Genomic DNA, 13,137 nt, shown 5'->3' with positions numbered 1-13,137 from the left:
CCACCGGGCCCTTCTGCCGCCCCTCCTCCGCCGCAGATCCGCCGCTCCTCCGCCGCTCCTCCGCCGCAGACCCGCCGCAGGTCCGCCGGGAAGAGGAATTCGTGCAGAGCCACTCGGGCGATACAGGCGAATCCCTCTTCCCGATGGTGAGGTGGGCCGGTGGACCGGCCGATAGTGAGGTGGGCCGGTGGACCGGAGCGCGGACAGGCGCGGGCCGTGCGGGGCTCAGGTCAGCGACCGGTGCCGGCGTAGACCTGGGCCTCCTCCTCGCCGCCGAGCTCGAACGCGGCGTGCAGGGCGCGGACGCTCTCGGGGAGCTCGTCCTCGCGGACCAACGCCGAGATGCGGATCTCCGAGGTGGAGATGAGCTCGATATTGACCCCGGCCTCGGACAGCGACTCGCAGAAGGTCGCGGTGACGCCCGGGTGCGACTTCATGCCGGCGCCCACCAGGGAGACCTTGCCGACGTTGTCGTCGTAGAGCACCTGGTCGATCCCTAGGTCGTCCTTAGCCTGTGAGAGCACCTCGACGGCCCTGGCCCCGACCTCACGCGGGCAGGTGAAGGTGATGTCGGTCTTGCCCTCCGCCTTGGAGACGTTCTGCAGGACCATGTCGATGTTGATCTCGGCGTCTGCCACCACGCGGAAGATCTTGGCGGCGTACCCCGGCTGGTCGGGGATACCGACGACCGTGATCTTGGCCTCCGAGGCGTCGTGTGCGACTCCGGTCAGGACTGCGTCTTCCACGGGGATGTCCTCCACTTTTCCGGCCACGAGCGTGCCCGGGTTGGTCGAATACGACGAGCGCACGCGCAGGGGCACGTGGTACCGGCGGGCGAACTCGACGCTCCGCAGGTTGAGGATCTTCGAGCCGACGGCCGCCATCTCCAGCATCTCCTCGTACGAGATGGAGTCGAGCTTGCGGGCGTCGGGGACGATCCGGGGGTCGGCGGTGTAGATGCCGTCGACGTCCGAGTAGATCTCGCAGACGTCGGCTCCCAGCGCGGCCGCCATGGCCACCGCGGTGGTGTCCGAACCGCCACGGCCGAGAGTCGTGACGTCGAGGGTCTCCCGGGACACGCCCTGGAACCCGGCGACCAGGGCGATCTTGCCCTGGTCGAGGGCGTCACGGACCCGCCCCGGGGTGATGTCGATGATCCTGCTGTCGCCGTGCTTGGTGGTGGTGATGATCCCGGCCTGCGAGCCGGTGAACGAGTAGGCCTCCATCCCGAACGAGCTGATGGCCATGGCCAGCAGGGCGTTGGAGATCCTCTCGCCCGAGGTCAGCAGCATGTCCATCTCGCGCTGCGGGGGCGCCGGGCAGACCTGGTCGGCCAGGTCCAGGAGCTCGTCGGTCGTGTCCCCCATCGCCGAGGCGACCACCACGACGTCGTTCCCGGCCTTCTTTGTCTCGACGATCCTCTCGGCGACCCGACGGATTCGTTCTGCGGACTCCACGGAGGAGCCGCCGTACTTCTGCACTACGAGTGCCACGCGGTCACACCCTTCCGGTGTTGATCGGCTTAACGCAGCCCTACTTTACGGGAGGTGTTTACTCATCACCGATGACGGAAACCTTGGCGGCCGTGTTGTTGGCCCTCGCCTCCGCCCTCAGCCAGGCCTTCGGAACCGTGATGCGGCACCGGACCAAGGACCGCGCCGAGGGCCGGCTCGAGGGTCGTTTCGGCGTCCTCGCCAGCAGGTTCTGGTGGACCGGCATGGCCATCAGCCTGGCCGGATTCGCCTTTCAGGGACTGGCGCTGGCGTTCGGTTCGCTGATCCTGGTGCAGACCATCACAGTCCTCTCACTGACCTTCGCGCTCCCGCTGGGCGCGTGGGTGACGGGTCGGCGGATCACCAAGACGGAACTGTTCTGGGGATACGTCCTGGCGGGATGCGTGGTGGTCCTGGTGATCTATGGTCGGCCGACGGGGGGTGACGCCCATCCGCCCTGGTACGAGTGGGCGCTCGCGTGCGCGGGCGGGCTCGCGGTGATCGCGGTGTTGCTCCGCCTGTCCCGCAATCGCCGCCGCAACGGCAACCGGGCGCTGCTCCTGGGCGTCGCCGGAGGCCTCGCCTTCGCCTACGTCGCGCTGCTCACCAAGGGCGTCGCCGACCGGTGGTTCACGGGCGGGGTGCTCGAGGTGTTCACCACGGGGGAGGTGTACGGACTGGTGGCGGCGGCGGTGATCGCGCTGACGCTGCAGCAGATGTCGTTCTCGGCGGGGGCCGTGCACCAGGCGGTGCCCGCCTCGACCGTCACCACGCCGGTCGTCGCACTGGGACTCGGCGTGGTGGTGCTGGGCGAGTGGTTCACCGTCGACGGCCCCGAGCTGGCGATCCTGGCCGCGACGCTCGTCCTGATGGTGGTGGCCACGGTGCGGTTAGCAAACAAGGAGGTCGACCGCGGGGCCGAGACGGTCCCGGGTAACGCGGGCGCCGTCTCCCGCGATTCCTGAGCCATGAGGACCCACCCCGAGCGGCTGAGCAATTCCACTCCATCGCCTACCCTGAACCTCATGCGCCCCACACGCCCCAGCGGCACCTCTGATTTCGGCCGCGTCGTGCGTGGGGGCCGTGCTCGCCTCTCCCGCCGCGCAACGGTCGGCGCCGCCGTCGCCGCGCTCGTCGCCCCACTGGCCGTCGCCGCCCCCACGGCCGGAGCCGTGGTCAACGGAACCCCCTCCGGCCCGGCGCCCTGGGCCGTGCAGATCACCACGTTCAGCGGCATTCCGGGCACGCCCTGCTCCGGGGTGGTGGTGGCCCCGTACTGGGTGGCCACCGCCAAACACTGCGGACCCGCCAATCCGAACGCCTACACCCTGGGCTTCGGCAACCAGGCCACCGTGCCGGGCGGGTTCGCCGAGACCGCCTCGCTGGCCAGTCCGTCGATCGTCGGGGCGTTCGGCTCCCTGGACACCGGCAGTGTCGGACGCCACACCCCCGTCGCCGCCTACCACGCCCCCGCCGGGGACGTCATGCTGCTCAAGCTGGCCCACCGGGCGCCGTCCCCGTCGGTCAAGCGGGCAGGTGCCGACCCCGCCCCCGGCGCGACCCTGCGCTTCCACGGCTTCGGCGAGACCACCCCCCGCGGTCAGCGCTCCGCGGAGCTGCGCACCGGACTCACCCGCCTCGAGCGCGTGGAGCCGCGCGCCGGATCCCGGATCGGCCGGTCCCACACCACCCAGGGTGGATACGGGAACGGGGACTCAGGGGGACCGGTTTTCCACGGCGACCTGCTGGTGGGCATCCATTCCGGTTCCGACCACGGCCGACGCCAGCCCAACGGAACCAATCCGGCCTGGTACGAGTCGATCCCGTTCCAGAACGGGTGGATCGACTGGATGGTCGCCAACCGATGAACCCGACGACCCGTGCCTTACCGCGCAGGTTTTGTCACACTTGACAGATGACCTCGCCGGAGCAGTCGGAGCTCGTGATCCGTCGCGCCTCTCGCTCCGACCTCGATCTCGTGCTGTCGGCCGGCGACCTCTTCGCCTACCCGCCCACCGCGGAATGGACCCGGGACTTCCTCGACAACGGGTCCAACCTCCTGCTGCTGGCCCTGCAGGACGAGGTCCCCGTGGGGATGCTGGTGGCGGTGGAGACCGGGTACCTGGGCGCCAGCCCGGACCTGTTCGTCTACGGAATCCGGGTGAGCGAGGCGTTGCGGGGCCGCGGGATCGCCCATCAGCTCGTGGACAAGGCCGTCGGCATCGCCGAGGAGGCCGGTTGCCGCAGACTCTGGGGTTCCATGCACCACGACCAGGAACTGGGCCCCGACTCGCCCCTCTCCCCACCCGAGACGACCACCGGGTCCACGACCTTCGTCATCCCGATTCCATGACGCCCCCGACACGGTGTATCGTGACCCCCATGCAGCGCGTGCTCCTTCTTGGGTGCCGCGGCGGGGCCCGCTGAGGCGGACCGGCTCCCCGTCGCGGGATCTCGTCGCGCCGGTCCGATCCCCCCACAGATCGAATCCATGGAAGTAGAGCCCCCGCAATGAATCCCGCTGACGCATTCGTCTCGTCGTCGTCGACGATCACCTCCCCCTCCAAGCCCGGACGCCCCGACCAACCGTCGTGGAACCGACAGAAGGGCTCCTCGATGCCGGCGCATCGGTATCGGCCCTTCGCCGAGGAGGTCGAGGACGTCTCGCTGCCCGACCGCACCTGGCCGGACAAGACCATCACCCACGCGCCCCAGTGGTGCGCCGTGGATCTGCGCGACGGCAACCAGGCGCTGATCGACCCCATGAGCCCGGCCCGCAAGCGCCGCATGTTCGAGCTGCTGGTGCGCATGGGCTACAAGGAGATCGAGGTCGGCTTCCCGTCGGCGTCGCAGACGGACTACGACTTCGTCCGCGAGATCATCGAGGACGACGCCATCCCCGAGGACGTCACCATCCAGGTGCTGGTCCAGTGCCGGGAGGACCTGATCCGCCGAACGTTCGAGGCCTGCGAGGGCGCGTCCAACGTGATCGTGCACTTCTACAACTCCACCTCGATCCTGCAGCGCAAGGTGGTGTTCCGTAAGGACCGCGACGCCATCAAGAAGATCGCCACCGACGCCGCCGCCCTGGTCACGGCCGTCGCGAAGGACTACCCGGACACCAACTGGCGCTGGGAGTACTCACCCGAGTCCTTCACCGGCACCGAGCTGGCGTTCTCCAAGGAGGTCTGCGACGCCGTCACCGAGGTCGTGGGCGCCACCCCCGAGAACCCGATCATCCTCAACCTGCCCGCGACGGTCGAGATGGCCACGCCCAACGTGTACGCCGACCAGATCGAGTGGATGCACCGCAACCTGGCGCGGCGCGACTCGACCATCCTGTCGCTGCACCCGCACAACGACCGCGGCACCGGCGTGGCCGCCGCCGAGCTGGCCTTCCAGGCCGGCGCCGACCGCATCGAGGGCTGCCTGTTCGGCAACGGCGAGCGCACCGGCAACGTCTGCCTGGTGACTCTGGGCATGAACCTGCTCACCCGTGGCGTCGACCCGCAGATCAACTTCTCCGACATGGACGAGATCCGCCGCACCGTCGAGTACGCCAACCAGCTGCGGGTACCCGAGCGCCACCCCTACGGCGGCGACCTGGTGTTCACCGCCTTCTCCGGCTCGCACCAGGACGCGATCAACAAGGGCTTCGACGCCCTGGAGGCCGAGGCCGACGCACGCGGCGAGGACGTCACCGACATCACCTGGGAGGTCCCGTACCTGCCCGTCGACCCCAAGGACGAAGGCCGGTCGTACGAGGCCGTGATCCGCGTGAACTCGCAGTCCGGCAAGGGTGGCGTCGCCTACATCATGAAGAGCGACTACGGCCTGCAGCTGCCGCGGCGCCTGCAGATGGAGTTCTCCGCGCTGGTGCAGAACGTCACCGATTCCGAGGGCGGCGAGGTCACACCCAAGCAGATGTGGGACATCTTCACGCTGGAGTACCTGGACCGCATCTCCCCCATGGAGCGCATGTCCCAGCACCTCGAGGTCTCCGAGACCGATGACGGCGAGGACTCCATCGAGGCCGTCATCAAGTGGAAGGGCGAGACCCGGGAGCTCACCGGGTCCGGTAACGGCCCCCTGGCGGCGTTCGTCGCCGCGCTCAACGAGATGTTCGACGACGAGGTGCGCATCCTCGACTACTCGGAGCACGCCATGACCGCCGGAGACGACGCGACCGCGGCCGCCTATGTCGAGGTGCAGTTCGGCAACCGGGTCTTCTGGGGGGTCGGCCGCGCCGGTTCCATCACCACGGCGTCGCTGCGCGCGGTGGTCTCGGCGGTGAACCGGGCGTACGCGGACGAGGCCGCGGGCTCCGACGACACCGTGGGCAGCACCGAGGGCGCCCGCACCTGGGCTCCCTGAGCTGACCCGACCAGAAGAGCGTTCCGCACACATCGCCGTGTGCGGAACGCTTTTTTTGTGCGGGTGGGCGGGCAGCTGTGGCACCGGGCGAGCGGTGCGACCGGGTGTGCGTGCGGGCGGCGGGCGGCGGGCGGCGGGCGGTGTGACCGGGTGTGCGTGCGGCCGGGTGCGCGTGCGGCCGGGCGGGCGCGTGACTGGGCGGGTGCGTGACTGGGCCTCGGGCCCGCGGTTTCCGGGCGAAAGGAGCTTCAGATGCGCCCCCTGAACCTCACTAGCCACATATATCACTCCGGTAACGAAGGTCTCGATTTGGTTACGTCGAGGGCGTAATGTGACGGTCGATCGCGCCGATATGCCAGGCGTCAGTTTTCTGCAGTACAAGTCTGGAGTGCACCCTTATGCCCGTTTCACGCCGTGGGTTTCTCACCGCCGCGTCAGTCGGGGTGGGCGTCGCTGTCGCCTCCTCCGTCCGTGGCCCCCTCGCCGGGGCCAACCCGTTCGACACCGGTTCCCTCGGCATGGCCCAGGATCTGCTCAAGTCGGTCCCGACCGGCAGCGGCATGATCCAGCCGAACGGTCCACTCGGCTACGTCGGGGTGACCTTCCCCAGCGCCGAGGAGATCGCCGGCCGCATCCGGTTCGCGTTCCCCGACGGCTCGGTGGGCGACTGGCTGCCGCTCGAGGCGATGGACTCCGCCCCGGACTCCGGGAGCACGCCCGCCTCTGAACTCGTCGCCGCGCCGGACGGTTCCGTGGGCTACGAGGTCGACGCGCCCGCCGGCGCGCGGGCGACCGCGTTCGACGACGGCCGGGGCGCACCGCGCAACTACAGCCTGGCCAGCGTCGGGACGCTCGGCCTGCCGATCATCCCGCGCGCGGCGTGGGGTGCCGGCGACGTGTCCGGCAACCGCTGGGCTTCCCAGTTCCACCCGGCACAGGCGATCACCATCCACCACACGGCCTCGCCCGTCGGCCTGGACCGCGCCGCCAGCGTGCGCGCGATCTACAACTACCACGCCAACACGCTGGGCTGGGGCGACGTCGGATACCACCTGCTCATCGACCCCGAGGGCCGGATCTACCAGGGCCGCGGCGGAACCGTCGGCGGGACCCCGGTATTCCAGGTGCCGCCGCTCGCCGGTATCGCTCCCCCGGTGGTCACCGCAGGCCATACGGGCGGCGTCAACAACGGCAATATCGGCATCAGTCTGCTGGGCGACTTCACCGGGGCACCGCCGACCGCCGCCGCCGTGGGCGCGACCATCAACTGCGTGCGTGCCCTCTGTTCGGCCACCGGCATCAACCCGCGTGGCGGCATCACCTACCGCAATCCGCAGGGCGGGGCCACGCGCAACATGCCGGCCGTCTCGGGACACCGCGACTGGGGCGGGACCGCCTGCCCGGGCAACTCGTTCTACCCGCAGATGCAGTTCATCCGCGACGCCGCCGCGCGCGGCTGGGCCCCGAACGCGGTCTCCTCGGCCGCCTTCGGCTCCTGACTTCCGTCTGACGACTCCGCTACTTCCGTGCAGGGCCCGCTATCCGGACGAATCCGAACGGCGAGCCCGGCACGGGAGTAGCGGACTCCGCCCTCCCGAGGCCGCACCAGAGCGCACGTCACTCCCCTTGCCCCCAAGGCTGTCTCACTCGTCACCCCGTGTTCACTCCGGGTCGAACCGCCCGTAGGCGACGCCGCATAACGTCTCGTCGGCAAGTGGCAACCGGGGCCCACCCGGAATGCCGATCCCACTTCCGGCGAGGTTCCCCATGCGCAGCACACGTGCCCTCTTCACGGTAGGAGGCACCGCCCTCGGTTGCCTCCTCACCGCCTCATCCCTGACCGTCGCCACCGCCGCGACGGGATCGCTCGGCGCCGACGGACCGCTGGGTTCACTCGATGCCCTCGGCTCGCTCGGCGCCGGGGAGCGCGCCTTCGATCTCCAGGCGCACCGCGGGGGCGTGGGGCTCCATGTCGAGAGCACCCCGCAGGCGTTCTCCCATGCGCTCGAACTGGGCGTGACCACCCTTGAACTCGACACCCAGGTCACCGCCGACGGCGCGGTCGTGGTCACGCACGACCGACGGCCCCGGACGGACGTCTGCCAGGACACCGCACCCGGGGTGGAGGGCGATCCCCTGTTCCCGTACATGGACAACTACATCCACCAGCTCACGCTCGAGCAGGTCCGGACGCTCGACTGTGGTTCGCTCCGTCGTCCCGGGTACCCCGAGCAGCAGACCCATCCGGGTGAGAAGATGATGCTCCTCTCCGAGCTATTCGACCTGGTCAAGGCCCACGGGGCCGACGGGCCGGGCGGGGTGTGGATGAACATCGAGACGAAGGTGGAGGCCGGGGCCCCGGACCAGACCGCCCCGCGCGAGAAGTTCGTCTCGGCGGTCCACGAGGAGATCGCCGACTCGGGCCTCGAGCAGCAGATCACGGTCCAGTCGTTCGACTGGGGCGCGCTGATGGCGATGCACGAGCTCGCCCCGGCCCTCCCGCTCGTGGCCCTGACGAACCACGACTTCCTCGGCATCGACTCCGGCGAGCCCTCGCCGTGGCTCGGAGGAATCGATATCGGGGACTTCGACGGTGACGGCGTCGCAGCCGCGGCCTCCATCGACGGTGTGGTCGCCTACTCACCGGTCGCGACCCACCCCGACCAGAGCTGCACGGTCGGTGAGAGCGACTGCCGGGCGTACGTCACGGAAGAGATGGTCGAGAGCGCTCACTCTCACGGTCTGAAGATCGTCCCGTGGACGGTGAACAACGTTCCGACCATGGAGTACCTCATGGACATCGGGGTCGACGGGATCATCACCGACTATCCCGACCGGCTGCGGGACCTCATGTCGGAGCGGGGCTTGGCGCTACCGCCGCAGTACACCGCCGAGGGGTGAGCTGACCCGGGGCCCGCCGCGCCCACGAGAAGAGCGTTCCGAACACCCCCACTCGGGCGACGTGTTCGGAACGCTCTTCTCGTCGAGCGGCCGGGGCCACCCGAGGGACCGCGGGCGCGCGAGGGGCCAGCCTCAGTCGCGGGCGCGCGTGGGGATCACCATGCCGAGCACCCAGTTGACCAGGCCGATCACGATCGCCCCGAAGAACGCCGCCCAGAACCCGCTCACCACGTACTGCGCCCCGAAGGGTTGGAACGTGGTGGTGATCCAGCCGGTGAGCATGAGCATCAGCGCGTTGACCACCAGCAGGAACAGCCCCAGCGTGAGGATGGTCAACGGCAGGGACAGCAGCTGCACGATCGGCTTGATCACCGCGTTGACCAGCGTGAACACCACGGCCACGATGAGCAGCGCGGCGATGGTCGGCACGCTCACCTCGTTGTCCGCGGTGCCAGAGGCCATCCCGGCGTCCGCGGCGGGTTCGTACAGGGAGATCCCCGGCACGATCAGCGTCGCCACCCACAGGGCGACCGCGTTGACGATCAACCCCAGTATCAGCGCCATGTCCGGTCAGCTCCCCACGTAGGAATCGGCCACATCGAGCGCGCGGTCGAGGATGTCGAGCCCCGCGTTGGCCTCGTCCGCCGTGATGATGCAGGGCGGCACGATGTGGAACCGGTTGTAGTTCATGAACAACAGCACGCCGTCGGACTTGGCGGCGGCGAAGGTCCTGGCCATGGCCTCCGATGTCCCACCGTAGGGGGCCAGGGGCTCGCGTGTCTCGCGGTCGGCCACCATCTCCACGGCCCAGAACACTCCCAGGCCTCGGACCTCGCCGATCGACGGGTGCTTCCGGGCGAGTTCGCGCAGGCGCGGGCCGATCACGTCCTCACCGATGGAGCGGGCGTTCTCGACAATCTTCTCGTCCCGCATCAGGTTGATCGTGGCCACCACGGAGGCGCAGGCCAGCGGGTGCCCGGCGTAGGTCAGGCCACCGGTGTAGGGGGTGGTCTCGAAGGAGGCGGCGATCCGGTCGTGCAGGATCACCCCGCCCAGCGGGACGTAGCCGGAGTTGGAGCCCTTGGCGAAGGTGATGAGGTCGGGGGCCCAGTCGTCGTCGCCGGAGCGGAAGTTGTCCAGGGCCAGCCAGGCGCCGGTGCGGCCGAAGCCGGACATGACCTCGTCGCAGATCATGACGATCCCGTACTTGTCGCAGATCTCGCGCACGCCGCGCAGGTAGTCGGCCGGCGGCACCATGATGCCGACCGTGCCGGGCACCGACTCGATGATCAGGGCGGCGAAGTGGTCCGGGCCCTCGAGTGCGATGAGCGAGTCCAGGTGCTCGAGCGCGCGGTCGCATTCCTGCTTCTCGTTCTCGGCGTAGAAATGCGACCGGTACAGGTAGGGCGCGTGGAAGTGCACGGCCCCGGTGTTGCCCATGTCATTGGCCCAGCGGCGGGCGTCGCCGGTGAGGTTCATCGAGGTGGTGGTGGCACCGTGGTAGCTGCGGAACGCCGAGAGGGTCTTGTGCCGGCCGGTGTGGCGGCGCGCCATGCGGATCGCGTGCTCGACGGCCTCGGTGCCGGCGTTGGTGAAGAACACCCGGTTCATGCCGGCGGGCGCGACCTCGGCGATCAGCCGGGCGGCCTCGGCGCGGGCGGCGTTGGCGTGCGCGGGATTGATGGTGCACAGCTCGGCGGCCTGGTCCTGGATGGCCTTGACCACCACGGGGTGCTGGTGGCCGATGTTGGTGTTGACCAGCTGGGAGGTGAAGTCGAGCAGGCGGTTGCCGTCGCCGTCGGTCAGGTGGCAGCCCTCTGCGGCGGTGACGACCATCGGGTCGCTGGCGCCCCAGGCGGACCACGGGGTCAGGACGTGGGCCCGCTCCTTCTCGTAGACCTCGCGGGCGGCGGCGTTCTGGGGTGCGGGCACGGGGCGGTACTCCTGTGGTCGACGATGTGGGCCGCAGCCCATCATGTCAGTTCCGCGGCGCCCCCTCGGACCAGCGCCCCACGATGCGGAACGCGCCCGTCAGAAGGCCTGGGTCAGAAGAGCGCCTCCTGCGCGCTGTCCACCGCCTGCGCGCCCGCGACGGGCCGCCCGGGCGTGACGTCGGTCAGCATTTCGGCGAACCGGGCGAACGGGACCAGTTCGAGCCCCTTCTTGCGGGCGAACGCCGCGCGGCCCCGGACCGCGCCCGGGGCGTCGCACACCGCCAGGGAGGTGCGGGAGGAGATGCGGTCGGCCAGGTAGAGACCGGACTCGACGACGAGGCCGGCGATCTCCTCCGGGTCGCGGTCCACGTCCTGCGTGAAGACCACCTCCATGCCCTGCACCAGCCCGCCGCCGCGCTTCAGCCTCCCGGCCGGCCGCCAGAGCCGGGGTGCGGCCAGTGCCTCCGCCCAGACGCGGGAGACCAGGAAGCCGGTCTCCGGGTCCGCCAGCATCCCGGCGAGTTCGCGCACGGTGGGCCGGACGTCCTTGGCCGCGGCCACCCGCAGCATCCCGGCGAACACCCCGGCCAGCACCAGGGCGTCGTCGTGGGCGTCGTGCGCGGCCCGCTGTTCGACCCCGAAGTGCGCGGCGAGCGTGACCAGCTTGAGGTCGGCGGTGGACAGGTGCAGCCGACCCGCGAAGTCCAGCGTGCACAGGAACCGCTCCAGCGGCGGCTCGAGTCCGGCCCGCCGCGCCTCGGAGGCCAGGAAGGAGGCGTCGAACGTGGCGTTGTGCGCCACCACGGTGCGGCCGTCGAGCACACGGGCCAGGTCCGCGGCCACATCGGCGAAGCGTGGTTTGCCGGCGAGGAGGGCCGGGGTGAGGCCGTGCACGTGGACGGGCCCCGGGTCGACTCCCGGGTTCAGCAGGGTCGCGAACTCCTCGACCACCTCGCCGTCGTCGTCGATCACCACCGCCGCCACCGACAGCACCCGGTCGACCGACGGCCTCATCCCGGACGTCTCGACGTCCACCACCACCCAGCCGCTCATGTCACCCCGTCTCCCGCGCCGTCCGTGCCGACCACGTCCGTCCGTGCCGCCTATCGTGGCAGACCGCCCCGACATCCCGGACCGCAGCCGACGTGCGGGGCGACTTCCCCGCCGACCCGCAGCAGACTCCCGACCGACCTGCCCGCCGACTTCCCGCCGCCTGCCGTCCATCCGCCCGATTCCACCGCGCCGCGCGGGCGGACTAATGTCGACGCCGTCAGATCAGCGCACCGGCCGTCGGCGGTCCGGCCGGATCCAGGAGAGCACGTGGCGCGGTACCGGTCGGACACTCCCGCGGCGCGCCTGCGGGATGCCCCGGTTCGGGCGCGGCGTCGTACCCGTCGACTGCTCCACCTGACCGCGAGCGGATACGGCGCGCTGTGCATGGCGGCGCTGCTGGGGGTGGCGGTGACCGCACCCGGGACCGAGCTGGTGCGCCCGGACACCGCGTCGGCCAGCACCCACCCCGGCTCTTCTGAGCTCGGACCTTCTGAGCCCGGATCATCTCAGCCCGCCGCCTCCGTACCGGACGGCCGGGTCGAGGACCCCGCGCACGGCGTGCGGCCGGTGCCGTCCGGCTGGCGCGAGGTGGGTCCGCTGCTGTCCGGGGCGGTCGCCGACGCGGGGCTGTCGGGCCACCAGTTGGCGGCGTGCGTCCTGGCGATCGACGCCCCCGACGAGCGCGTGGTGTGCGCCGGGGACGACGAACCCCGCTATGCCGCCTCGGTGATCAAAGTGGCCTACGCGGTGGCCGCGCTCGAGGCCTGGGACGCCGACCCCGCCGCCGAGACCCCCTACGGGCCCCTCGACGAGCTGCTGGAGCAGGCGATCTCCGTCTCGGACAACGAGGCCGCGAACCTGCTCTACGACCTCTCCGTGCGGGGTCCCGAGGCGCCCGACACCGACGACCCGATCGAGGCGATCAACGACGTGGCCGACCGGGTGGACCTGGCCGACGAGTTCCACACCGGCGGGACCTTCCGCGGGGAGTGGACCGGTGACTGGAGCCGGGTCAGCGCGCGCGGCAGTGTGGGGTACCTCACCGAGCTGGTCCGGGCCGCCGACGGGCGGGCGCCCAGCAGCGAGGCCCTGACCTACCCCGCGGTCGCGCGGACCGTGCTCGACCTGATGCTCGGCCAGGAGCGGCTGTGGAAGCTGCCGGCCCACCTCCCCGAGGGATCGAGCGCCAACAAGACCGGTGAGACCGACACCACGGACCATGACATCGCCGTGATCAACACCGCCTCCGGCCGGTACTCGATCGCCGTGATCTCCACCGCCGCGGGCACCTACGGCACCCAGGACGAAGTGATCTCCGGGCTCGGGCGCGACGTGGCCCGGGCGCTCGGCGGTGCGGTTCGTTTCTGAACCGGTGCGCCTGC

General features: G+C 70.4%; 11 protein-coding genes. 7 read left to right on the top strand and 4 right to left on the bottom strand.

The genetic code is table 11. From position 1 onward, the window contains the following. Positions 1-230 precede the first annotated feature (230 nt). Entirely contained in the window at positions 231-1,493 is a 1,263-nt protein-coding gene (locus tag A6048_RS02050) for an aspartate kinase (protein WP_107748007.1), read from the bottom strand. A gap of 71 nt (positions 1,494-1,564) precedes the next feature. Between A6048_RS02050 and A6048_RS02045 the strand changes: the two genes are divergently transcribed. The 6 genes from A6048_RS02045 (at position 1,565) to A6048_RS02020 (ending at position 8,768) form a co-directional block, all read left to right on the top strand. Then, positions 1,565-2,458, top strand: coding sequence for a DMT family transporter (locus A6048_RS02045; protein ID WP_107748006.1), 894 nt, complete (start codon positions 1,565-1,567; stop codon positions 2,456-2,458). A 60-nt stretch (positions 2,459-2,518) separates the two neighbouring features. Further along, positions 2,519-3,361 carry a trypsin-like serine protease gene (locus A6048_RS02040; protein WP_162845709.1) on the top strand — a complete coding sequence of 281 codons (843 nt, stop codon included), beginning with the start codon at positions 2,519-2,521 and terminating at the stop codon, positions 3,359-3,361. Between the two features lie 47 nt (positions 3,362-3,408). Continuing rightward, complete coding sequence (locus A6048_RS02035) at positions 3,409-3,846, top strand: GNAT family N-acetyltransferase (protein ID WP_107748005.1); 438 nt, start codon at positions 3,409-3,411, stop codon at positions 3,844-3,846. Positions 3,847-4,004: 158 nt separating this feature from the next. Further along, positions 4,005-5,867 carry a 2-isopropylmalate synthase gene (gene leuA, locus A6048_RS02030; RefSeq protein ID WP_107748004.1) on the top strand — a complete coding sequence of 621 codons (1,863 nt, stop codon included), beginning with the start codon at positions 4,005-4,007 and terminating at the stop codon, positions 5,865-5,867. A 398-nt stretch (positions 5,868-6,265) separates the two neighbouring features. Next, a complete protein-coding gene (locus A6048_RS02025) occupies positions 6,266-7,366 on the top strand; it encodes a peptidoglycan recognition protein family protein (RefSeq protein WP_107748003.1) in 1,101 nt (366 codons plus the stop codon). Positions 7,367-7,634: 268 nt separating this feature from the next. Further along, positions 7,635-8,768 (top strand): glycerophosphodiester phosphodiesterase family protein, encoded by a 1,134-nt coding sequence (locus tag A6048_RS02020; protein ID WP_107748002.1) that lies wholly within the window; start codon positions 7,635-7,637, stop codon positions 8,766-8,768. A gap of 132 nt (positions 8,769-8,900) precedes the next feature. On the opposite strand, the gene A6048_RS02015 is transcribed toward A6048_RS02020, so the two are convergent. The 3 genes from A6048_RS02015 to A6048_RS02005 form a co-directional block, all read right to left on the bottom strand. Continuing rightward, on the bottom strand, positions 8,901-9,332 hold the full coding sequence (locus A6048_RS02015) for a phage holin family protein (RefSeq protein WP_107748001.1): 432 nt from the start codon (positions 9,330-9,332) through the stop codon (positions 8,901-8,903). Positions 9,333-9,338: 6 nt separating this feature from the next. Beyond that, positions 9,339-10,700, bottom strand: a complete 1,362-nt coding sequence (locus tag A6048_RS02010; RefSeq protein WP_107748000.1) for an aspartate aminotransferase family protein — start codon at positions 10,698-10,700, stop codon at positions 9,339-9,341. 113 nt (positions 10,701-10,813) lie between these two features. Beyond that, complete coding sequence (locus A6048_RS02005) at positions 10,814-11,755, bottom strand: exonuclease domain-containing protein (protein WP_107747999.1); 942 nt, start codon at positions 11,753-11,755, stop codon at positions 10,814-10,816. Positions 11,756-12,022: 267 nt separating this feature from the next. Between A6048_RS02005 and A6048_RS02000 the strand changes: the two genes are divergently transcribed. Further along, positions 12,023-13,123, top strand: coding sequence for a serine hydrolase (locus tag A6048_RS02000; protein WP_107747998.1), 1,101 nt, complete (start codon positions 12,023-12,025; stop codon positions 13,121-13,123). Positions 13,124-13,137: the final 14 nt, after the last annotated feature.

Origin of the sequence: Dietzia psychralcaliphila, from assembly GCF_003096095.1 — a bacterium.
Lineage (GTDB): Bacteria > Actinomycetota > Actinomycetes > Mycobacteriales > Mycobacteriaceae > Dietzia > Dietzia psychralcaliphila.
This window is presented reverse-complemented; position numbering and strand designations above follow the sequence as displayed.